The 21,233-nt window shown below is 72.8% G+C and carries 19 protein-coding genes; 8 read left to right on the top strand and 11 right to left on the bottom strand.

Annotated features, from left to right (window positions below; genetic code table 11):
- From V6U79_RS24350 to V6U79_RS24360, 3 genes are all read left to right on the top strand, one after another.
- Nucleotides 1-767: serine/threonine kinase C-terminal domain-containing protein (locus V6U79_RS24350; protein ID WP_503629764.1), on the top strand; the 767-nt coding region annotated here is incomplete at its 5' end.
- A 99-nt stretch (nt 768-866) separates the two neighbouring features.
- Nucleotides 867-1,676: a metal-dependent hydrolase gene (locus tag V6U79_RS24355; RefSeq protein ID WP_334615948.1), complete on the top strand. Its 810-nt coding sequence runs from the start codon at nt 867-869 to the stop codon at nt 1,674-1,676.
- A 3-nt stretch (nt 1,677-1,679) separates the two neighbouring features.
- Nucleotides 1,680-2,606 (top strand): amidohydrolase family protein, encoded by a 927-nt coding sequence (locus tag V6U79_RS24360; RefSeq protein WP_334615949.1) that lies wholly within the window; start codon nt 1,680-1,682, stop codon nt 2,604-2,606.
- Between the two features lie 79 nt (nt 2,607-2,685).
- Here V6U79_RS24360 and V6U79_RS24365 read toward each other — a convergent pair whose 3' ends face one another.
- From V6U79_RS24365 to V6U79_RS24375, 3 genes are all read right to left on the bottom strand, one after another.
- Complete coding sequence (locus V6U79_RS24365; RefSeq protein ID WP_334615950.1) at nt 2,686-3,186, bottom strand: hypothetical protein; 501 nt, start codon at nt 3,184-3,186, stop codon at nt 2,686-2,688.
- Between the two features lie 85 nt (nt 3,187-3,271).
- Nucleotides 3,272-3,865: a nucleotidyltransferase family protein gene (locus V6U79_RS24370; RefSeq protein WP_334527301.1), complete on the bottom strand. Its 594-nt coding sequence runs from the start codon at nt 3,863-3,865 to the stop codon at nt 3,272-3,274.
- 658 nt (nt 3,866-4,523) lie between these two features.
- A complete protein-coding gene (locus V6U79_RS24375; RefSeq protein ID WP_334615951.1) occupies nt 4,524-5,513 on the bottom strand; it encodes an NAD(P)H-dependent flavin oxidoreductase in 990 nt (329 codons plus the stop codon).
- 163 nt (nt 5,514-5,676) lie between these two features.
- On the opposite strand from V6U79_RS24375, the gene V6U79_RS24380 reads away from it, so the two are divergent.
- Nucleotides 5,677-5,973 carry a winged helix-turn-helix transcriptional regulator gene (locus V6U79_RS24380; RefSeq protein WP_334615952.1) on the top strand — a complete coding sequence of 99 codons (297 nt, stop codon included), beginning with the start codon at nt 5,677-5,679 and terminating at the stop codon, nt 5,971-5,973.
- Nucleotides 5,974-6,273: 300 nt separating this feature from the next.
- The gene (locus V6U79_RS24385; protein WP_334615953.1) at nt 6,274-7,152 is read left to right on the top strand and encodes a PhzF family phenazine biosynthesis protein; all 879 of its coding nucleotides are present in this window, start codon (nt 6,274-6,276) and stop codon (nt 7,150-7,152) included.
- A 93-nt stretch (nt 7,153-7,245) separates the two neighbouring features.
- Here V6U79_RS24385 and V6U79_RS24390 read toward each other — a convergent pair whose 3' ends face one another.
- A complete protein-coding gene (locus tag V6U79_RS24390; RefSeq protein ID WP_334615954.1) occupies nt 7,246-8,925 on the bottom strand; it encodes a bifunctional 3'-5' exonuclease/DNA polymerase in 1,680 nt (559 codons plus the stop codon).
- 123 nt (nt 8,926-9,048) lie between these two features.
- Between V6U79_RS24390 and V6U79_RS24395 the strand changes: the two genes are divergently transcribed.
- Together V6U79_RS24395 and V6U79_RS24400 are read left to right on the top strand one after the other, a co-directional pair.
- Nucleotides 9,049-10,866, top strand: a complete 1,818-nt coding sequence (locus V6U79_RS24395) for an ABC transporter ATP-binding protein (protein ID WP_442933816.1) — start codon at nt 9,049-9,051, stop codon at nt 10,864-10,866.
- Nucleotides 10,863-12,593 carry an ABC transporter ATP-binding protein gene (locus V6U79_RS24400; protein WP_334615955.1) on the top strand — a complete coding sequence of 577 codons (1,731 nt, stop codon included), beginning with the start codon at nt 10,863-10,865 and terminating at the stop codon, nt 12,591-12,593. Before V6U79_RS24395 ends, V6U79_RS24400 begins: the two co-directional genes overlap by 4 nt.
- Nucleotides 12,594-12,630: 37 nt before the next feature.
- On the opposite strand, the gene V6U79_RS24405 is transcribed toward V6U79_RS24400, so the two are convergent.
- Genes V6U79_RS24405 through V6U79_RS24425 form a run of 5 tightly spaced genes read right to left on the bottom strand, consistent with a single transcriptional unit; the run spans nt 12,631 to nt 17,646 of the window.
- Entirely contained in the window at nt 12,631-13,560 is a 930-nt protein-coding gene (locus tag V6U79_RS24405; RefSeq protein ID WP_334615956.1) for a carbohydrate ABC transporter permease, read from the bottom strand.
- 1 nt (nt 13,561) lies between these two features.
- Complete coding sequence (locus V6U79_RS24410; protein WP_334615957.1) at nt 13,562-14,470, bottom strand: carbohydrate ABC transporter permease; 909 nt, start codon at nt 14,468-14,470, stop codon at nt 13,562-13,564.
- 20 nt (nt 14,471-14,490) lie between these two features.
- Nucleotides 14,491-15,927, bottom strand: a complete 1,437-nt coding sequence (ngcE, locus tag V6U79_RS24415) for an N-acetylglucosamine/diacetylchitobiose ABC transporter substrate-binding protein (RefSeq protein WP_334615958.1) — start codon at nt 15,925-15,927, stop codon at nt 14,491-14,493.
- 25 nt (nt 15,928-15,952) lie between these two features.
- Nucleotides 15,953-16,702, bottom strand: a complete 750-nt coding sequence (locus V6U79_RS24420; RefSeq protein WP_334615959.1) for a sugar isomerase domain-containing protein — start codon at nt 16,700-16,702, stop codon at nt 15,953-15,955.
- Nucleotides 16,699-17,646, bottom strand: a complete 948-nt coding sequence (locus tag V6U79_RS24425) for a MurR/RpiR family transcriptional regulator (RefSeq protein WP_334527320.1) — start codon at nt 17,644-17,646, stop codon at nt 16,699-16,701. The genes V6U79_RS24420 and V6U79_RS24425 overlap by 4 nt, the downstream gene beginning before the upstream one ends.
- Nucleotides 17,647-17,844: 198 nt before the next feature.
- On the opposite strand from V6U79_RS24425, the gene V6U79_RS24430 reads away from it, so the two are divergent.
- Nucleotides 17,845-18,834: an N-acetylglucosamine kinase gene (locus V6U79_RS24430; RefSeq protein WP_334615961.1), complete on the top strand. Its 990-nt coding sequence runs from the start codon at nt 17,845-17,847 to the stop codon at nt 18,832-18,834.
- A 591-nt stretch (nt 18,835-19,425) separates the two neighbouring features.
- On the opposite strand, the gene V6U79_RS24435 is transcribed toward V6U79_RS24430, so the two are convergent.
- Together V6U79_RS24435 and V6U79_RS24440 are read right to left on the bottom strand one after the other, a co-directional pair.
- Nucleotides 19,426-20,325, bottom strand: a complete 900-nt coding sequence (locus V6U79_RS24435) for a carbohydrate ABC transporter permease (protein WP_334527325.1) — start codon at nt 20,323-20,325, stop codon at nt 19,426-19,428.
- Entirely contained in the window at nt 20,322-21,230 is a 909-nt protein-coding gene (locus tag V6U79_RS24440) for a carbohydrate ABC transporter permease (RefSeq protein ID WP_334527328.1), read from the bottom strand. Before V6U79_RS24440 ends, V6U79_RS24435 begins: the two co-directional genes overlap by 4 nt.
- Nucleotides 21,231-21,233: the final 3 nt, after the last annotated feature.

Here is a 21,233-nt window from a genome sequence, read left to right on the forward strand (position 1 = left end):
CCTCCGACTTGACGAGCGCCGGCCCGGACCCGGTCGGCCCGGCGACGGGTGGGTCGGACCCGCCCGCGCCGCCGGTCGACGGCCGGGCGGCGACCCGCGCGCGACGCCGCCGGGCCCTGGTCGTGGCCGGCGTCGCGGCCGTGCTGCTCGCCGCGACCGGGGTGGTGGCGTTGCAGCTGACCGGGCGGGACGAGCCGGGCCGCGTCCCCGGTGGTGGCGGTGGCGCGACCGTGGCCCAGCCGGCGGCCTTCCCCTGCGGCAGGCCCGCGCCGGCCGACGCCACGCCGGTGCCCTCGGCGCCCCCGCCGGACGGCGAGCTCGCCCTGGTCACCGGCTGGACCTGGTACGAGGACCCGACCGGCTTCCGGATCGCCGCGCCGGCGCGCTGGCTGCGCTTCACCGACGGCCCGGTGACCTGTTTCCGGGAGCCCGACGGGTCCCGGGTGCTCAGCGTGACCTCCGGCGCGGCCCCTGCGGACCCGGTGGCGTACTGGGAGTCCGAGGAGCGCCGGCTGACCGGTGCGGGGAAGCTGGCCGGCTACCGGCGGGTGGACATCTCCGCGCTGGACATGTTCCGGGGCGGGGCCCTGTGGGAGTGCGCGTGGACCAACGACGCCGGCGACCTGGTGCACACCGCGCGGCTGATCGTGACGGTCACCCCGACGCTGGCCTACACCGTCTCATGGCTGACAGAGGAGTTCGACTGGCAGGTCAACGCGACATACTTCCTGATGATCCGGCAGAGCTTCCGGCCCGCCGCCGCCTGAAGCCTCCTCAGTGGACCGTCCGGGTGATTGCCCCCTGCGCGACGGCTCTGACACAGTGGCGTAGCTTGTCGATCAAGAACCCGGGGAGGGGCGAGCGAGATGATGGGACCGTCCCACGCGCTGTCTGGCGCGGCGGTGTGGCTGGCCGGTTCGTGGGCGCTGGACCAGTTCGCGGACTACCACCAGTCCCCGCTGGCCCTGGCGGTCGGCACCGCGGTCTGCGCGGGCGGGGCGCTCTTCCCCGACCTGGACCTCTCCGGCAAGGTGACCCGTAACCAGGGCGGCGCGACGGTGGCCCGCACGTTCGGCGTCTTCTCCCTCTTCCTCGCCGAGGTGATGGAGAAGATCTCGCTCGGCGTCTACTACGCGACCAAACTGAGCCGCGACCCGCGCCGCAACAACGGGCACCGCACGCTGACCCACACCCTGCCGTTCACCGGGCTGGTCGGCTGGGGCACCACCGCCCTCTGCACGGCGTACGGCAAGTGGGCCGTGGTGGGCATCCTCTTCTTCATGATCGGGCTGGCCCTGCGGGGGCTCTTCGACCGGTGGGCCGAGCGCGCCGGCTGGGTGATCGTCACCCTCGCCTCGGCCGCCGCCGCCTGGTACACCTTCGCCAACCTGCCCGGCGACCGCGGCTATCCGATGATCGGGCTGGCCGTCGGGGTGGGCTGCTTCGTGCACATCCTCGGCGACATGATCACCAAGGCCGGGGTGCCGATCCTCTGGCCGATCCCGATCAAGCGCCGCATGTGGATGATGATCGGACTGCCCAACGGCATCGCGCTGCGGACCGGCAGCAAGGCCGAGGTGGTGGTGCTGCGGGGCGCGCTGACCGCGCTCTCCGTGCTCGCGGCGATCGGCCTGGTCGCGCCGTCGGTGCTGCAACGGTTCAACATCGAGGTCTGACCGGTGCCGGTCACGGAGACCGAACCGGTCGGCGACGCCGACGTTCCGGCGTTCTGGCAGCGGCTCGGGCTGCCCGGGCTGGCCGACGTGCACGTGCACTTCCTGCCGCCCCGGCTGCTGAAGCGGGTGTGGGCGTACTTCGACGCGGCCGGGCCGCTGGTCGGCACCGAGTGGCCGATCCGGTACCGGTGGGGCGACGCCGAACGGGTCGACCACCTGCGCCGGATGGGGGTCCACGCGTTCAGCGCGCTGGCGTACCCGCACAAGCCGGGCATGGCGGCGGAGCTGAACCGGTGGACGCTGGACTTCGCCCGGGCCACCCCGGGCTGCCTGCCCTCGGCGACCTTCTACCCGGAACCCGGCGCGGACCGGTACGTCACCGACGCGCTGGACGCCGGTGCACGGGTGTTCAAGGTGCACGTCCAGGTCGGCGGCTTCGCCCCGACCGACCCGGCGCTGGACAAGGTCTGGGGGCTGCTCGCCGACACCGGCGTGCCGGTGGTGGTGCACGCGGGGCACGCCCCGGTCGGCACCGCGCACACCGGGCCGGCGGGCTTCGCGGCCCTGCTGGCCCGGCATCCCCGGCTCAGCGCGATCGTGGCGCACCTCGGCGCGCCCGACTACACCGACTTCCTCGCCCTCGCCGAGCGGTACGAGCGGGTACGACTCGACACCACCATGGCGTTCACCCGGTTCTTCGACCGCTTCGTGGCCTTCCCCGCCGCTGAGCTGCCCCGGCTGCGGGAGCTGGGCCTGGCCGGCAAGGTGCTGCTGGGCAGCGACTTCCCCAACATCCCCTACCCGTACGCGGAGCAGCTGGCCGGGCTGGCCCGGCTCGACCTGGGCGACGACTGGCTGCGGGCGGTCTGCTGGGACAGCGCCGCCGCCCTGTTCGACCTGGACCGCCCGGTGGCGCCACCCGCCTCCTGATCCACGCCGCTCAGCCACGGTGGCGCTGCCGGTCCGGTGGGGCCGCGCGACGTCGACGGCGCCGAGACGCGCGGGCCGCTCAGCGCGTGACGACCGGCGGCGGGTCCACGACGGCCGCCCCGGTCCCGCGCAGCCGGGCCAGCAGTCGGGGCACCTCCCGAGTGCCCCGCACGATGCCGACGTGCACCAGGGTCGGCGGGAGCACCAGCAGCACCCCCACGGCGCAGGCCACCGTGATGCCGAGCGGTGAGCCACCGGCGACGAACGCGCCAGCGAGGACGGCGAGCAGGGTGAGTGCGCCGGCCGTGCCGGCGGCGACCAGCGTCCCGGCCAGACCACCACGCCGGCGGCCGATCAGCTCGGCGAGCACCCCGGCCGGCACGACGACCAGCGGCACCACGACCAGGCCGGCCAGCGCGCCCACCACCACCAACACCGGCCCCGCCAGCGGGCCACCGGTGCCCTCGCCGGTGACGAGGGCGTAGCCGAGCAGCAGCAGGTAGCAGGCCAGACTCTCGACGGGGAACACGACCCAGGCGACCACCGCCCCGGCGACGTGCCGGGCCACCGCACCGGTCATCGACCGCCCCTCCCCGTGCCGCGGGTGGGTCGTTCCGCCCGCGTCCCCAGACGATAGTTCAGCGGGTGGTTCTCCCGGGACCCGGTCAGACCCCGACGCGCTGCGGCGGGACGGTGAGCCCGTAGAGCGCCATCAGCTCCGGGGTGTCGACCCGGCTGCCGTCGGCGATCGAGTCGCAGCCGATGTCGACGATCTGGTCCTTGTGCGCCAGCAGGTACGGCCGGGCGCCGACGTCGGCGCTGGCCAGCGTCGCGATGCCGGACCAGTGCCGGCGGCCGAAGAGCATCGGGTAGCCGCGCAGCCCGCCGTAGGTGGCGCAGACCAGCACGTCCGGGTACGGCAGCGCGGTGACCCGGCGTACCGCCGCGGCGGTGAGGCCGGGCATGTCCACCGGTACCACCACCACCGCCTCGATCTCCGGGTCGGTGAGCGCGGCCAGGCCGGCCCGGATGGAGGAGCCCACCCCGGTCCCCCAGGCCCGGTTGACCACCACCGTGGCGCGGTCCAGGTCGGCCGCCTCGCGGACCTGGTCGGCGGCCGCGCCCAGGACGACCACGATCTGCTCGCAGCCCGCCTCGGTCATCGTGTCGATCATTCGGCTGACCAGGGGCTTCTCCCCCTGGTGCAGGAGGGCCTCAGGGCCGCCGATCCGGCGTCCCCCGCCCGCGGCGATGATCATTCCTGCGATCCGGTTCAGCTGCGCCACCTCCGTCGTGAAGACGGACCGGGCAGAGCCGCCCGGTCCGTTCGCGCACATCGGACCCAACGAGCGCGCCGGGGCGGGGGTGGCGGGGCAAATCGGAAATTCGTGCGCTATGCCGCGCCGGGCGCGGCGGCTGCGCTGCGGCCGGCTGGATGTTCCATCGATCTTGTAGGGCGGGTCGTTGACGATGTGCCAGTGGTGCGTCGTGGTGAGTTCACCGACGAGCGTGGACGGTGATCGCTCCCGGGAGCGGGTGGGATGGTCGAAGGTCGCAACTGCCAGGCAGCGTATTGCTGGCACACCGAGCAGTTCTGCCCCGCGCGGGCAGCCCTCCGGGTCGGGTCTGCCAGAGCGGACCTGGCCGCTGTGCACCAGGACCGGCGGGTCCGGCAGCGCGCCCGCGCGTAGACGTGGCCGGACCGTCCGGGCGCGGCCGGAGGTGGCCACGCCCCACCGCCGGTCACGCAGCGGTCCCAGCACCGCGGCATCGTCGGGACAGACCGGGCAGGCGTCGCCTTCCCGCCATGATCTGCCGGACCAGCTGGTATTCGGCCTCAGCATCGAGACGTGGCCACGACGGTGTCGCCGGGTCGGCGGCCAGGGGTGGTGACGGCGCGTTGCGCAGGAGTAGCCATCAAGGGCACCGCATGCCTTGGAGGATCGCAGCGGCCTGCGCGGCGATGCTGCCGACAAGCTCTCCGGCCGGCCGGAATTCGCGGATGAGATGCACCGACTGGCCGGCATACATGGCCATGTCCGCCAGAGCGCCAGTCATGCCGGGCAAGGGCATCAGGTCCTCGTACCGGAGATGGGCGCGGCCGGCCGCAGCGACGGAGACGACGTCGCCCTCGCCGGGACGCCTCGGCGCCGGTGGGGACCCGGCCTGTTCCCACCGGCGCAGGGTCGGATTGCGCAACGCCCGGTGCGGCGCGTCCGGCCATCCGCCGTCGAAGCAGCCGGTATGGACGGCGTCGTCGGCAGCGGCGGCGATCAGTTGTTGCCGGTACACGTCGTGAGTGAACGCTTCCGCGGCGGCCAGAAAGCGCGTACCCATCCAGGCGCCCTGCGCGCCGAGCACGAGTGCGGCCGCGACGCCGCGGCCGTCACCGATGCCACCCGCGGCCATGACCGGCACCGGATCAACCGCGTCCACGACAGCCGGCACCATGGCCATGGTCGTGGTCCGGCCGCGGACGTGGCCGCCTGCCTCCCAGCCCTGCGCCACGATCACATCCACGCAGCCGGCGGCGGCATCGGCGGCTTCCTTGACCGACCCGACCGTGTGCATGTGCAGAGCACCCGCCTCGCGAATACGCGCACCTACCGGCGCCGGCTCGCCCCAGAAGGTGGAAATGATCGGCACGGCCTCGTCGAGGCACACCCGCAGCAGGTCGGCCACCGGGAACTCGAGCACCAGATTCGCGCCGAACGGCCGCGCTGTCAGCTCTCGAACCCGCCGGATGCTGCGCCGCGCCTGCGCGGGACTCTGCCAGGTCAGCGCCAGCATGCCGAGACCCCCGGCCTCCGACACGGCCGCCACCAACTCTGGCGCCGCCGCCGAACCCACCGGTGCCTGCACGATCGGCACAGCGACGCCCAGCCGGTCACACAACGGAGTACTCAACACCGTCACGATGCCCCGCCCATCCTCGTCCGCTTCGGAAATCGAATCACCGCACGGGAACGGTACTGTATCGGAAATCGAAGCATCAAGAGGGACGGGGCAAAAAATGTCGGCGCCAAGGCCAGGACGGCCGGTACGAGGATCGAATACCGGACGGCCACTGATGGCCGCACTCGACCTGTTCGGCCGCCGGTGGAACCTGCGCATCGTCTGGGAACTGCGACACGGGCCGGTCGGCTTCCGCGCACTGCAGCAACGCTGCGACAACATGTCCTCCAGCGTCCTGCGGCAACGACTCACCGAACTGCTCGCCTCCCACCTCGTCGAGCAACAGCCGGACACCACCTACGCCCTCACTGAGCTCGGCCACGGCGCCTACCGCGCCCTGCGGCCCCTCGTCGGCTGGGCCGACGAGTGGGCATCCGCCATGGCCGAGGAGACCGAAGCCACCGAGCCGTAGACCCTTCCGGCAGGGCGCTGGTGCCTCCGATCACGAAGCGCTACAGTGCTTCTCGATCCGAAGCGCCGGAGGCGGCCGCGAGCGGGAGACTGCCACCCTCCGCACCCGAGCGCTACCGCTGCGAACCCGAGGGCTGCACCTGATGGTCTTCACCGGCCGCGCCCCGCTCACCGGCGACGGAATCCCCTCCCTGCCCGGGAATCAGCGGAGGACCAGCAGCAGCGAACGAGTGCCGATCCGGGTGGCGCACCGTCCGTTCGACTCCTCCGACATGAGGGCGTCGTGATGCACCGCAGGCAGGTGACGGTGGTCAACGCGTGCACCCGCGACGGACGCGGGGGCAGTCCGACCGCGGTCGTGATCGACGACAGCACCCTCGGCGACGATGAACGGCAGGCGATCGTACGCGCGGCCGGTACCTCCCACGCCGCTTTCATCGACACGAGTAGCCGCGGCGCGCCGGTCGTGCGGTTCTTCACCACCGCCGGCGAACTCACCAACTGCGGCCACGGCACCGTCGCCGCGCAAGCGGTACAGCTGCAACGCAGCGGCGCCAGCCACCACCGAGGACAACAAAGCACCGGCGGCCGCACGTTCGCCACGACCGCTGTCCGCCGCCCCGACGGCATCGAGGTGTGGTTCGACCAGGGCATCATCAAGCTTCAAGACTGTGCCAGCGGCGAGAGCGGCAGCATCGTCGCAGCGCTCGGACTGAAGCCTCACGACGTCACCGGCGACTTGCGGGTCGCTTCGCCCGGCACACCACGGCTGCTCGTGCCGGTCCGGGACCGCCGCACTCTGCTTTCGATTCAGCCAAATCACGATCGCCTGGCTGCCGATTGTCGCCGACTCGGCTACCTCGGCTGCTTCGTTTACGCACTGACGCCGACTGGGACGAAGGCGACCGCCCGCATGTTCGCCCCCGCAATCGGTGTCGACGAGGACATCGTCAACGCCAACAGCACTGGCTGCCTCGCCGCCCACCTGCTCGACACAGGCCACGCTGGCAGGATCGAAGTCCACCAGGGCGACGCACTCGGCCGCCCTTCATCGGTTTGCGCCACCGCGGTCCGCGACAGAGACGGCATCAGGACCAGAATCGGAGGCTCAGCCAGCACCTCTGGCTTCGGTCACCGGGACGGGGCCTGGCAATTTTGGCGATCATCGAAGGCACAGTGAGCCTGCTGCAGGTCGACCGGCTACCGTCGTACCATCGCGAAGCCGCCTCCGGCACCTCATCGCCGCCATCATCCGGTTTCCGTGACGGAACACCTAGGCCGCGTCGGCGTAGCAGTCGACGATGGACAGATCCAACGGGAAGCGGACCGGGGTGTCCCCGAAGAGCAGGCCCGACGCCCGCGCCCCGGCGCGGGTCACCGCGTCGGCGACCGCCTCCGCCTGCTCCGCCGGACAGTGCACGATCACCTCGTCGTGCTGGAAGAAGACCAGCTCGGCGGCGGTGCCGGCCAGCTCGCCGCGGAGGGTGGCGAGCAGGGTGGAGGCCCACTCCGCGGCGGTGGCCTGGATGACGAAGTTGCGGGTGAACCGGCCCCGGGAGCGGGCGGCCCGGGCGCGCGGCGACCGCGGGTCGGCGCCGGCGTCCGGATCCGGGGCGCCCTCGTCGCCGTCGGTGAAACCGGCCGTCCCCGGCGGGCAGGTCCGCCCCAGCCAGGACCGGACCAGGCCGCCCGCCTCGCCGGTGCGGGCCGCCGCCTCCACGTACCCGAAGGCGGTCGGATAGCTGCGCTTGAGCACGGCCAGCGCGGGGACGGCCGCCCCGCCGGTCTGGCCGTACATCGCCCCGAGCAGGGCCACCTTGGCCCGGGCCCGGTCGCCGCCGAAGGCGTCCTGCGCGAGGGCGGCGTAGAGGTCGCCGGCGCCACCGGCGGCGGCGAGCCGGACGTCGCCGGAGACCGCGGCGAGCACCCGGGGCTCCAGCTGGCCGGCGTCGGCGACGACGAAGCGCCAGCCCGGGTCGGCCACCACCGCCCGCCGGATCACCTTGGGAATCTGCAACGCGCCGCCGCCGCGGGTCGCCCACCGGCCGGAGACCACCCCGGCGGGCACGTATTCCGGCTGGAAGCGGCCATCACGCACCCAGGCGTCCCGCCAGGCCCGGCCGTGCGCCGTCCAGATCCGGTAGAGCTCCTTGTATTCCAGGACCAGCGGCACCGCCGGGTGGTCGACGCCGCGCAGCACCCAGGCCCGGGTGTTGGGCACCTCCACCCCGGCCCGGGCGAACGCCCGCAACAGCTCCGCCGGCGAGTCGGTGTGCAGCTGGCGTACGCCGAAGGCGTCGGCGATCCGGGCGGCCAGCTCGGCCAGCCGGCGGGGCGGCCCGCCCATCGGGGACGCCTCGCCGAGCAGCTCGGCGAGGATCGCGTCGTGCACGTCGGCCCGCCAGGGCAGGCCGGCGACGCCCATCTCCACCGCGATCAGCGCCCCGGCCGACTCGGCGGCGACCAGCAGCCGGAACCGGCCGGGGTGTCCGGTCGCGGCGATCCGGGCGAGCTGGTCGGCGTACACCTCGACCAGCGCCTCGATGCCCGGACCCAGCGGCCCGGGGACGGCGTCGAAGAGCGCGGCCTGGCCGTGGCCGGGCGGGGCCGGCGGACGCGGTGGCGGATCGGGTGGCACCGCGGCCCCGGTGAGCCGGGCGTACGCGGCGGCGAGCGAGCGCGGCTCACCCCAGCGGCCGGCGTGCCCGAGCAGCAACGCCTCGGTCAGCTCCACGTCGTGGCAGCGCTCCAGCCGGACCCCGGAGCGCAGCAGGGCCGGGTAGGTCGTCGCGCCGGACGCCCAGACCCACCGGGGGTGCCCGGCGGCCTCCCGCGCGGCGACCGCGGCGGTGAGGTCGGTCACCGGCTCGGCCGGCCCGGTGGGACGGCCGTCACCGCCGAGCGGTTGCAGCACTCCCCCGCCCCGCTCGTCCGCCACCACCGCCACCAGCACGGACGTGATTCTGCCTCGCCCCTACGACAGCGCAGCCCCGGACGCCGCCGGTGGCGCGTCGCCCACCCTGCCCGGGCGCCGACGGGTCGGTGGATCGCCGGCCGGCTCGGTAGCGTGACCGGGGTGCCGCCGCAGATCCCCCACGCCGACCCCGGCGTCCCGGACACCCGGGGGCCGTTGCGCTACATCTGGTGGCTGGTCCGCTGCCAGCCCTGGCGGGTGCTGCGCGGCAGCGTGATCGGGACGGCCTGGATGATCGGGCTGTCGGTGCGGCCCTACCTGATCGCACGCGCCGTCGACGACGGTCTGCGCGCCGACGACACCCCGGCCCTGCTGCGCTGGGTCGCGGCGATCGTCGTCGCGGGGCTGCTCCTGTCGTACCTGGGCATCATGCGGCACCGCACGATGACGTTCGTACGGGAGGACGCCACCGCCCGCTCGGCGGCCGTCCTGCTGCGCCAGCTCTCCCGGATCGGCGCGGTGCTGCCGCGCCGCCTCGCCACCGGCGAGGTGGCCACCGTCGGCGGCTCCGACATCGGCTGGACGTCGCAGGTGCTCACGCTGACCGGTCCCGGGGTCGGCGCGGTCGTCGCGTACGGGGTCATCGCCGTCGTGCTCTGGTCGGTCTCCCCCCTCCTCGCGCTCTGCGTGCTGCTGGGCGTGCCGGCGATCGCGCTGGTCGTCGGGCCGCTACTGCGCCGCCTCGAACGGGCGGAGTCGGTCTACCGGCAGCAGCAGGGGCTGCTCACCACCCGGGCCGGCGACATCGTGGCGGGGCTGCGGGTGCTCGCCGGCGTCGGCGGGCGCGGCCTCTTCGCCCGCCGCTACGCCGAGCGCTCCCGACGCCTGCTCGCCGAGGGGTACCGGGTCGGCGCGGTCAACAGCTGGATCGACGCGCTCACGGTGGCCCTGCCCGGGTGCTTCCTCGCCGCGGTGGTCTGGCTCGCCGCCCGGATGGCGGTGGCCGGGGAGATCACGATCGGGCAGCTGGTCGCGGTCTACGGGTACGTGGCCACCCTCATCGTGCCGGTCTGGTTCCTGCTCGAGGGCAGCTACCAGCTGATCCGGGGCCGGGTCGCCGCCCGCCGGATCATCGCCCTGCTCAACCTGACCCCCGACGACGTCGGTGGTCCCCGCTCCCGCACCGGCGCGGCGGCGGTGCCCGGCGCCCGCCGGCCGGAGGCGGTGCCCGCGCCGCCCCGCCCCGCCGACCTGCACGACCCGGCGACCGGACTGACCGTCCCCGCCGGCCGGCTGACCGGCGTCGCCGCCGACGACCCGGCCGAGGCCATCGCGCTCGCCGACCGGCTCGGCCGGTACGTGGTCAGCGACGTCACCTGGGGTGGGGCGCCCCTGACCGGGATCGGCCTGGACGAGGTCCGGGCCCGGATCCTGGTCGCCGACCACGACTCGTACCTCTTCGCCGGGACGCTGCGGGAGATCCTGCGTCGCCGGCCGGACGACCACCGGGACGGGCCCGGCAACGGCGACGACGAGATCACCGCCGCCCTGCGTGCCGCGTCCGCGGAGGACGTCGCCGAGGCCCTGCCCGACGGGCTCGACACCCCGATCGACGCCCGGGCCCGCACGCTCTCCGGCGGCCAGCGCCAACGGGTACGCCTGGCCCGGGCGCTGCTCGCCGAACCGGAGGTGCTGATCCTCATCGACCCGACGTCGGCCGTGGACGCGCACACCGAGGCGCGGATCGCCGAGCGGCTGCGCAGCGCGCGGGCCGGACTCACCACGGTCGTGCTCGCCACGTCGCCGCTGCTGCTCGGCCACGCCGACCTGGTCGCCCACCTGCGCGCCGGCCGGATCGTCGCCACCGGCACCCACACCGACCTGCTCGACGAGGACCTCGGCTACCGGCGGCTGGTGGCCCGGGACAGCACCGACGCCGAGTTCGACGAGCCCGCCGACGCCGAGGGGGCGTACCCGTGAGCCGGCTGCCGGTGGCGGACCGGGCCGCCGTACGCCGGGCGACGCTGGGCCTGCTCGGCCGGGACCGGCGGGCGGTCCTCGTCGTGCTGGCGCTGCACGGCGCCGCCGCGGTCGCCGGGCTCGCCGCGCCGTGGCTGCTCGGCAGCATCGTCGACCAGGTCGCCGCGGGCGGGAGCGTCGCCACCGTCGACCGGCTGGCGCTGGCGATCGGCGGGTCCGTCCTGGTGCAGGCGCTGCTCTCCCGGTACGCCCAGTACGCCGGCCACCGGTTCGGGGAGCGGGCCGTCGCGCGGCTGCGGGAGGACTTCGTCCGTGGCACGCTCGCCTTGCCCGTCTCCGTGGTCGAGCGGGCCGGTTCCGGAGAGCTGGCCACCCGCAGCTCCGTCGACGTGTCGACGGTCGGCACCACGGTGCGGGACGTGGTGCCCGCCATCGTCATCGCCTCGGTGCAGCTCTCGCTGCTGTTCGGGGCGATCTTCCTGCTGGACCCGCTGCTCGGCGTGGCCGCGCTGGCCGGGCTGCCGTCGATCTGGGCGGTGACCCGCTGGTACCTGCGGCGGGCCGGCGCCGCGTACCTGGCCGAGGGCGCGGCCACGGCCGAGCTGACCGAGACGTTGACCACCACCGCCGAGGGCGCCCGCACCGTCGAGGCGCTGCGCCTCGCCGACGAGCGGATCGGCCACGGCACCGCCCGGATCGCCCGGCTGTGGGCCACCCGGCGGGCCACCCTCGCGCTGCGTACCGTGTTCTTCACGGTGGTGGAGGCGAGCTATCCGCTGCCGATCGCCGCGGTGCTGCTCGTCGGCGGGTACCTCCTCTCCCGGGACATGGTCTCGCTCGGCGCGGTGGTCGCCGCCGCGCTCTACCTGCAACAGGCGATCGAGCCGCTGGACCGGATCCTCCAGTTCACCGAGCAGGCACAGCGCGGCCTGGCCTCGTTCGCCCGGGTGCTCGGGGTCGGCCAGGTGCCGCCGGAACCGCCCGGCAGGACGTCCGCGCCGCCGGGAGATCGGCTGGTGGTGCGCGACGCGCGCTTCTCCTACGGCGGGGGCCGCGACGTCCTGCACGGCATCGACCTGGAGGTACGGCCCGGCGAACGGCTGGCCATCGTCGGCCCGTCCGGGGCCGGAAAGTCCACCCTGGCCCGGCTGCTCGCCGGGATCGACGCGCCCCGGCACGGCGTGGTCAGCATCGGCGGCTGCCCGGTCACCGAGCTGGACCCGGCCGAGCGCCGCCGCCGGATCGCCCTGGTCACCCAGGAACATCACGTCTTCATCGGCTCGCTGCGCGACAACCTGGCCTTCGCCGCCCCGGACGCCACCGACGAGCAGATGCGGTCCGCGCTGGTCGCGGTGGGCGCCGACTGGTACGCCGAGCTGCCCGACGATCTCGACACTTCGCTCGGCGACGGGGCGCGGCAGCTCGGCGCGGCCGAGGCGCAGCAGCTCGCCCTGGCCCGGCTGGTGCTCGCCGACCCGCACACGCTGATCCTCGACGAGGCGACCGCCGCCCTGGACCCGACCACCGCCCGGCGTACCGAGCGGGCCCTCGCGGCCGTGCTGACCGGGCGTACCGTCATCGCGATCGCGCACCGGCTCAACACCGCGCACGACGCCGACCGGGTCGCCGTGCTCTCCGACGGTCGGATCACCGAACTCGGCAGCCACGACGAACTGGTCGACGCCGGCGGGGCGTACGCCGCCCTCTGGCGCTCCTGGCACCCCTGACGTGGCGCCGGGGCCCCGCGTGACGCGGGGCCCCGGGCTACTTGACGGCGCCGGAGGTGAGGCCCGACTGGATCTGACGCTGGAAGATCGCGTAGACGATGATCATCGGGAGGATGGCGATGGTCAGGGCGGCGAAGAGGCCGGACCAGTCGGCCTCGTAGCCGGCGTTGACCGAGATGTCGGCGATGCCCTGGGTGAGCACCCACTTGTCCTTGGCGTTGGAGAGCAGCACCAGGGGCAGCTGGTACTGCGCCCACTGGCCGATGATGTTGAAGATCGCCACGCTGATCAGGCCCGGCTTGGCCATCGGCAGCATCACCTGGAAGAAGAGCCGGGTGTGCGAGCAGCCGTCGATCATCCCGGCCTCGGCCACCGAGTTCGGCAACGTCTTGAAGAACGCGGCCAGGAAGAAGATCGTGAACGGCAGCGAGTACGCGATGTAGACCAGGATCACCCCGGTGTGGGTGTCCAGCAGGCCGAGGTTCTTCACCACGAAGAAGAGCGGCACCAGGGCCAGGAAGACCGGGAAGGCCAGCCCGGAGACGAACAGGTAGTAGATCGCCCGGTTGCCCCAGAACTTGTACCGGGCCAGCACGTACGCGGCCATCGAGCCGAGCAGCATGGTGCCCAGGGTGCTGCACGACACGACCAGGACGCTGTTGAGGAAGTACCGGCCGACGTTCGCCTTGGTCCAGGCCCGGCCGAAGTTCTCCCAGCGCAGCTCCGCCGGGAGCGTCCACGGGCTGCTGAAGATCTCGCCGGTGTTCTTGAACGCGGCCAGGAACGTCCAGAGGATCGGCACGATGACGATCACCGCCCAGACGGCGAGCGCGGCGTGGCCGAGCCCGGCGAAGAGCTTCACCTCCGAGCGGGGGCTCCGGCGGGCGCGCCCGCCCTTGGCGTCCGGGTCGCCGGCCTTCGGCGGTAGCGCCGCCGGCGTCGGCGGCAGCGTCGTCTGCGGGTTCATCTCAGTACTCCACGCTTTCCCGCTTGGTCAGCCGCAGCGTCAGCGCCGCGAACGTGAGGGTGAGGAAGAACAGCGCCACGCCCATCGCCGAGGCGTAACCGTACTTCGAGTAGACGAAGGCGTTGCGGTAGATCTCCACCGCCAGCACCGTCGTCGCGCCGTCCGGGCCGCCGTTGTCCACCGAGAGGACCGCGACGATGGCGAACGCGTCGAACGCGGCGATGCCGAGATAGACCCAGGCCACCTGGAGGGTGTCCCAGAGCAGCGGCAGGGTGACCCGGAAGAAGAGGGTCACCTTGCTCGCCCCGTCCATCTCGGCCGCCTCGTAGATCTCGCCCGGGATGGAGGCCATCCCGGCCGAGAAGAGCACCACGTAGAAGCCGACCGCCTGCCAGACCAGCACCGCGATGATCGACCAGAGCGCCAGGTTCGGCCGGATCAGGAAGAGCACCGGGTCGAGCCCGAGCTCCATCAGCACGCCGTTGATCAGGCCGGACTCGTTCGGCCGGTACACCATCTGGAACAGCACCGCGATGATCGCCACCGCGAGGACCTGGGGGAAGAAGAACACCACCCGGTAGAACTTCGACCCCCGGACCCCCTGGCGTTGCCCGCCCACGCTCCGCCCGCCCACGTTGAGCAGGAAGGCGAAGAAGAGCGCGATGGCGATGGTGATCAGCGGCAGGGCAAGCAGCAGTACGCCGTGGTGCTGGACCGCCTTCCAGAAGCTCCCGTCGTCGAGCAGCCGCCGGTAGTTGTCGAAGCCCACCCACTCCGGGGCCGAGAGCCCCCGCCAGTTGGTCATCGAGATCTGGAACGCCTGCGCGTACGGCGCGATGACGAAGACCACGTACAGCGTGACCGGGGCGAAGAGGAACCCGATCACGAATGGATACTTGCCGTGCCGCATGATCCCGCTACTCCGTTCGGTCAGCGCTTGAACTTGGCGACGGAGCTGTCCTTCTTGATCGCGTCGGCCCGCTTCTGGATCCGCTCCACGAAGGCGTCCGCCTTGATCCGGCCGAACATCAGCTCGTTGGTGGCGGTCCGCGCCTCCGTGTCGAGCTCCTTGTACCAGCCGTCGAAGTACAGGTTGAACACGTCCTGGCCGGCCGCCTTGAGCGCGGCCTGCGAGCTGGCCACACCGGGCGGGAAGGCGAAGCCCTCGGAGCCGGCGGTGACCACGGTCGGAGCCTTGACCACCTCGGTGAAGCCCTTCGCGCCGGCCGTGGAGAGCATCTGGCGCATGTACTCCAGGCCGCCACGCGGGTTCTTCGACTTGGCCGAGACGAAGTAGCCCTCGCCGGCGGTGGCCCGCACGGCGGTGGCCGGGAGCTTGTCCGAGGCGGACAGGCTCGGCACCGGCATCAGCTGGTACTCGAAGCCGGCCGGGGTGTCCTTCTTCTGCTCGCCCTCCAGCCAGTCACCGCTGGGGTAGAACGCCACCTTGTACTGGTTCTGCCGCAGCTGCACGTCGGTGTGCTTGAGCCCCTCGAAGCTCTTGTCGACGTACTTGGCGCCGATCTCGGCCCACGCCTCGGCGGCCTGCTTGACCGCGTCCTGCTGCCAGGCGCCGTCCTCCAGGTTGTCGATGTTCTTGAGGACGTCGGTGCCGCCGATCTTCGCGGCGTGGGTGAGGATCACGTTCCACTGGTAGTAGGCCGCGTTCGCGCCGGCGTAGCCGTACGGGGTGATGCCCTTGGCCTTGATCTTGTCGAGCAGGGCGGTGAACTCGGACCAGTCCTTCGCCGGCGCCCAGCCGTTGTCCTTGAACAGCTTGCCGGAGTACCAGATGCCGAAGACCGTGGAGACGTAGTACAGGACGTACGGCTTGCCGTTGAACGAGCCCGCCTCGACGGTGCCCGGCACCACGGTGTCGCGGACCTTCTTGGACGGGTCGTCGACCGACGGGGCGTCCCACAGCTCGGTAAGGTCCATCAGCTGGCCGTCGGCGACCAGCGAGCCGAAGTCGATCAGCTTCTCGCCGGAGTTGTTGACGAACTCCGGCGGGTTGCCCGAGGCGAACCGCGGCTGGAGCACCGTGGAGACCGCCTGGGTGGACTGGTGCTTGATCTCGGCCTTGGGGAACGCCTTCTTGTACAGCGGCTGGTGCACGTCGGTGGCGTACTTCTCGCCGTAGCCGCCGTTGAAGATGACCACCTCCAGCGGAGCGTCGTCCTTGACGCCCAGCGGGTTGGCGGCGCTCTTGGTGCCCTCCTCGGCCTTGCTGCCGCCCTCGTCGGAGCCGCTGGTGGCGCAGGCGCCGAGCAGGCTGACGGCCGGGGTGGCGAGCAGGCCCACCGCGGCGGCCCGCCGCAGCACGGTCCGACGGCTCAGGTCGGTCGGGTTCTCGGGGGTAATCGACATCGTCGTCTCTCCTTGGATGTTCGGGTCAGGCGGTGCGCCGGAGACGCCCGGCGTACCGCGACTCGAGGGCGAGGTTGTGCTCGTCCCCTCCGGGGACGTTGGCGGAGAGGTAGATAGGGGGTACCTCTCCAGCCTGGTGGAACCGTCGTACGACCTCCGCGGTCAGCAGCTGCGCCAGCAGCGCGGCGGTGACCGAGGAGACCGCACAGACCGCGCCGCCGCCCTCGAGCGGCAGCAGTGCGTCGCCGTACGGCGCGCCGTTGTCCAGCACGACGTCGGCGAGATCGGCGAGCCGGTGACCGGACGGGTGCCGGGGGGCCACCCGTTCGGTGTGGGCCACCGAGGTGACCGCGATCAAGGGATGGCCGCCGGACTTGACCAGCAGCGCCAGCTCGACGACCGAGCCGTTGATGCCGGACTGGGAGGCGACCACGAAGACGTCGGCCGGGTGCGGGGCGGCCAGGGCGTGCAGCTGGTGGGCGACGGCCGGGTCGCGCTCCAGCTTGGGGTCGGCGAGCAGGTCGCGGGGGGCGTCGCCGTGCAGGACCAGGTCGTGCAGGGAGAGCCGGTTGGTGGGGACCAGCCCGCCGGCGCGGGCGACCAGCTCGGCGGCGAACGCCTCGGAGTGGCCGGCGCCGAACGCCTGGAGCACGCCGCCGGCGCGCAGACTGGCCACGATCAGGTCGGCGGCCCGCCCGATCGCCTCGGCCTGCGAGTCGACCACCCGGTCGAGCACCGGGCGGACCGCCTCGGCGTACCCCTGAGCACTGATCATGACGTGGCTCCCTTCGCGGCCTTGTGCCCGTCGACGGCCTGGGCGGTACGCCGGAAGGCCGCGTGGGCGCGGTCGTGGGTCCGCTGCGCCACGGCGATGTAGAGCAGGTCGAGCACGACGAGCTGCGGGTGCCGGGCCGACAGCGCGTCGGGCCGGAAGGTGGTGGCCTGGCTGGCGGTGAGCAGCACGATGTCGGCCAGCTCGGCCAGCGGTGAGCGGGGAAAGCCGGTCAGCGCCACCGTGGTCGCGCCCCGGCTGTCCGCCTCGGCGAGCATCTCGATGGTCTCCCGCGTCTGCCCGGTATGCGAGATGCCGAGCGCGACGTCCCCCGCGCCGAGCAGCGCGGCGCTGGCCAGTCCCTCGTGCACGTCGCTCCAGGCCCACGCGGCCACGCCGATGCGGTGCAGGCTGAACTGCATCTCCTCGCCGACGAGCGCGCTGCCGCTGGCGCCGAAGATGTTGACCCGGTTGGCGCCGGCGATGGCGACGGCGGCCCGCTCCACCTCGGTCAGGTCGAGCAGGGCGGCGGTGTCGTGCATGGCGCGGGTGTCGGCGGCCATGATCTGGTCCAGCACCCGGGCGAGGGGGTCGCCGGGCTGGATCTCCCGGCCGATGTCGACGGTCCAGCCGGCGGAGCGGGCCCGGCCGGTCTCCGAGGCGATGCCCAGCCGCAGGTCGGCGTAGCCGTCGAAGCCCATCGCGCGGCAGAACCGGGTGATGGTGGCCGGCGAGGTGCCGCTGCGCTCGGCCAGCTCGACGATGGTGGCCCGGGCCGCCGCCTCCGGGTCGCTGAGCACGTGCTCGGCGACCCGGCGCAACGCCCCCGTCAACTCCCCCGTGCCGGCCCGGACCCGGGCCAGCACTCCGTCCGTGCTCCGCCGGTCGACCGCATCGGCGTCGACCACCGCGGTCCCCGCGGCGACGTCCACCTCTTGATCAACCATCGGGAGCCTTTCGGAAAAGAGTGTTAACTGTTAGTGGTAAAAGTTCTTACTAAACGACCCTCCGTGTCAAGAGTGTGGGCGAAGTTTTCAAACTGTTACCTGGCGCACAGCGCCTGGACGGCCCCCGACCTTGCCCTGCGGCACCCGGCCGACCAGCATGAACCCCGCCGCAACGCCACACCCGGGAGGCCCGTGAGCATGTCCGACACCGTCGTGGTCGGTCTCGACGTCGGAGGTACGTCCACCCGGGCGACCGCCCTGACCCTGAGCGGCGAACGGCTCGGCACCGGCCGGGGCGGCGGCGGCAACCCGACCAGCCACGGCGCCGAACGGGCCGCGGCCGAACTGCTCACCGCCCTGTGCGGCGCGCTGGCCGACGTGGACCCGTCCCGGGTGCGGGCGGGCGTGATCGGACTGGCCGGGGCGGCCCGGCTGCTCGCCGACCCGGCGGGACGCGCCGCCTTCGACCAGGCCTGGGCCCGGGCCGGACTCCGCTGCCCGTACGCCGTGCACGGCGACGCCCTCGTCGCGTACGCCTCCGGCACCGCCGCACCGGACGGCACGGTGCTGGTCGCCGGCACCGGCGCGATCGCCGCACAGGTGCGCGACCTGCGGCTGGACCGGGTCGCCGACGGCCACGGCTGGCTGCTGGGCGACGCCGGCTCCGGGTTCTGGCTGGGCCGCGAGACGGTCCGCTCGCTACTGGCCACCCTGGACAGCGGCGACCCGCCGGGCCCGCTGGGTCGGCGGGTGCTCACCGACCTGCTCGGCACCGCCGACGTGGCGGCCCGCTCCCGGGACACCGTCGACGCGCTGATCCAGGCGGTGACCCGACGCCCTCCGGTGGAGCTGGCCCGGCTCGCGCCGCTGGTGGTGGCCGCCGCCGTCGACGGCGAGCCGGAGGCGGTCCCGCTGATCGAACGCGCCGCCGCCCACCTGGCCGACAGCGCCGGACGGATTCGGCCGGCCGGCGCGGTCACGCCGCTCGTGCTCGGCGGCGGACTGCTCACCGGGGACACCCCGCTGGCCGCGGCCGTCCGCGTCGAGGCGCACCGGCGCTGGCCGGACGCGCCGGTGCGCACCGCCGGCGACGGGGCCGCCGCGGCGGCCTGGCTCGCCGCCCTGGACCTGCCCGAGGTGACCGACCCGGCCGCCCTGCACGCCCGCCTGGTCCCGACCACCCCCTGACCCGGCCGCCCTGCCCCCTGACCCCCGCGGTATCCCGCATCCGCCGGGATCCCGGAGTCCACCTGATCCGCCGGGGTCCCGGAGTCCGCCTGATCGCCGGCGCCCCCCGACACCGCCTGATCCGCCGGGGGTACCGGAGTCCACCTGGTCCGCCGCCACCCCCGACACCACCTGATCCCCCCAGGTCCCGAAGACCACCTGATCCGCCGGCACCCCGGCAAGATCGTGCTGGATCCTGGATGTAGTCCCCTCGCACGGCTTGGGAAGCCACTATTTCCAGGATCCAGCACGATCTTGCCGGGGTGCCGGCGGTCTGGCGGGTGTGCAGGACCAGCAGGGCCAGCACGGTGGGCGGGCGGGGCGATCCGGCCGAAGTGGCGAAGTCGGCGGGGCCGGCGGGGCCGGCGAACTCGGCGGGGCGGGCGATCCGGCCGAGCTGACGGGGCCGGCGGGCGTCAGGTGGTGGCGAGGGCCGGCTCCAGCCGGGACCCGACCTGGAAAGGCCGGCCGCCCGGGAGGGCGAGCGCCGACCGCGCGGCGGCCCACCCTCCCGGCAGGGGTCCGAAACCAGCGATCGCTAACGGTCAATCATCACTTGAGCTGACCGGCGGTCAGGCCCGACTGGACCTGCCGCTGGAAGGCCACGTAGACCGCGAGCACCGGCAGCACCGCGATGCTCAGCCCGGCGAAGAGCCGGGCGTAGTCACCCGCGTAGCCCTGGCTGACCGAGAGGGCGAAGAGGCCCTGGGCGAGCATCCACTTCGACTCGTCGCCCTGCATGAGCACCTGCGGCAGCAGGAACTGGTTCCAGTGGCTGAGGAAGTTGAAGATGGCCACGCTGATCAGTCCCGGACGGGCCATCGGCAGCATCACCCGGAAGAAGAGCCGGAAGTGTCCGCAGCCATCAACCATGGCCGCCTCCGCCACCGAGGTGGGCAGGGTGCGGAAGAAGGCGGTCAGGAAGAAGACCGTGAACGGCAGCGAGTAGGCCGCGTACACCAGGATCAGGCCGGTCCAGGTGCCGAAGAGGCCGGCGTTGCGGACCACGAAGAAGAGCGGCACCAGGGCGAGGAAGACCGGGAACATCAGGCCGCCGACGAACAGGTAGTAGACGAACTGCCGGCCCCGGAACTCGTACCGGGCGAAGACGTACGCGGCGGTGGCGCCCGCCAGCATGGTCAGGCTGACCGAGCCGGCCACCACGACGAGGCTGTTCAGGAAGTACCGGCCGATGTGCGCGCCGGTCCAGGCCCGGACCCAGTTGTCCCAGCGCAGCGTCTCGGGCATCCCCCACGGGTCGGCGAGGATCTCGCCGTTGCTCTTGAACGAGCTGACGAACATCCAGAGCAGCGGCAGCACGGTCAGCGCCGCCCAGAACAGCAGGAAACCGTGCGAGAAGACGTTGGCGACGCCGAGTTCCCGACGTACCGGCCGGTCGGCGGTTCGCTCGGTCGCCGCGGTGATCGGGGCGACCTCGTCCAGGGTGGTCACGAGTACTCGATTCGGTCACGCCGGCCGACGCGCAGCGACAGCGCCGCCACCGACAGGGTCAGGAAGAACATCACCACGCCGATCGCCGAGGCGTACCCGAACTTGGTCTCGCTGCCGAACGCCGTGTCGTACATCCGCACGCCGATCACGTCGGTGGAGAAGTTCGGCCCGCCGTTGGTCATCAGCTGGACCAGGATGAAGCCGTCCAGGGCGAAGATGGCCAGGTAGACCCAGGCGACCTGGACGGTGTCCCAGAGCAGCGGCAGGGTGACCCGGCGCAGCGTGGTCAGCCGGGACGCGCCGTCGAGCATGACAGCCTCGTAGATCTCCTTCGGCACCGCCGACATGGCCGCGCCGAAGAGCACCACGTAGAAACCGACGTTGCTCCAGACCATCACGGCGAGCACGCACCAGAAGGCGGTCCGAGGGTCGCCGAGCCAGGTGGGCGAGTCAAGCCCCACCGCGTGCAGCAGGCTGGTGAGCAGGCCCTTGTTGGGGTGGTAGACCTCCTTCCAGAGCAGCGCGATGATCACCACCGAGAGCACCTGCGGGAAGAAGTAGACGGTCCGGTAGAGCGCGGTGCCACGTACCCCGGTGACCCCGGCGCGGCCCTTGCGTCCGCCCATGTTGAGCATGGTGGCGAAGAAGAGCCCGAGCACGATGGTCAGCACCGGCACCAGGGCGAGCAGGATCGCGTTGTTCTTCAGCGCGTTCCAGACGTAGTCGTCGCGCCAGAGGGCCTTGAAGTTCGCCAGCCCGACGGAGTTGGCGTCGGCGGAGTAGCCGAGCCAGTCGGTGGTGGAGATCTGGAACGCCTGAAGGTACGGCGAGACGACGAAGACGACGTACAGCAGCACCGGCGGCACCAGGAAGGTGACGATCAGCGGGTACTTGCCATGTCTCACGAT

Origin of the sequence: Micromonospora psammae (genome assembly GCF_036902725.1) — a bacterium.
GTDB lineage: Bacteria > Actinomycetota > Actinomycetes > Mycobacteriales > Micromonosporaceae > Micromonospora.

Bases quoted from the DNA above. Each gene is read 5' to 3' on its own strand.
- V6U79_RS24370 (WP_334527301.1), bottom strand. From the start codon at position 3,865: ATGATCATCGCCGCGGGCGGGGGACGCCGGATCGGCGGCCCTGAGGCC.
- V6U79_RS24430 (WP_334615961.1), top strand. From the start codon at position 17,845: ATGTCCGACACCGTCGTGGTCGGTCTCGACGTCGGAGGTACGTCCACC.
- V6U79_RS24420 (WP_334615959.1), bottom strand. From the start codon at position 16,702: ATGATCAGTGCTCAGGGGTACGCCGAGGCGGTCCGCCCGGTGCTCGAC.
- V6U79_RS24365 (WP_334615950.1), bottom strand. From the start codon at position 3,186: ATGACCGGTGCGGTGGCCCGGCACGTCGCCGGGGCGGTGGTCGCCTGG.
- V6U79_RS24380 (WP_334615952.1), top strand. From the start codon at position 5,677: ATGGCCGCACTCGACCTGTTCGGCCGCCGGTGGAACCTGCGCATCGTC.
- V6U79_RS24425 (WP_334527320.1), bottom strand. From the start codon at position 17,646: ATGGTTGATCAAGAGGTGGACGTCGCCGCGGGGACCGCGGTGGTCGAC.
- V6U79_RS24405 (WP_334615956.1), bottom strand. From the start codon at position 13,560: ATGAACCCGCAGACGACGCTGCCGCCGACGCCGGCGGCGCTACCGCCG.
- V6U79_RS24410 (WP_334615957.1), bottom strand. From the start codon at position 14,470: ATGCGGCACGGCAAGTATCCATTCGTGATCGGGTTCCTCTTCGCCCCG.
- V6U79_RS24355 (WP_334615948.1), top strand. From the start codon at position 867: ATGATGGGACCGTCCCACGCGCTGTCTGGCGCGGCGGTGTGGCTGGCC.
- ngcE (WP_334615958.1), bottom strand. From the start codon at position 15,927: ATGTCGATTACCCCCGAGAACCCGACCGACCTGAGCCGTCGGACCGTG.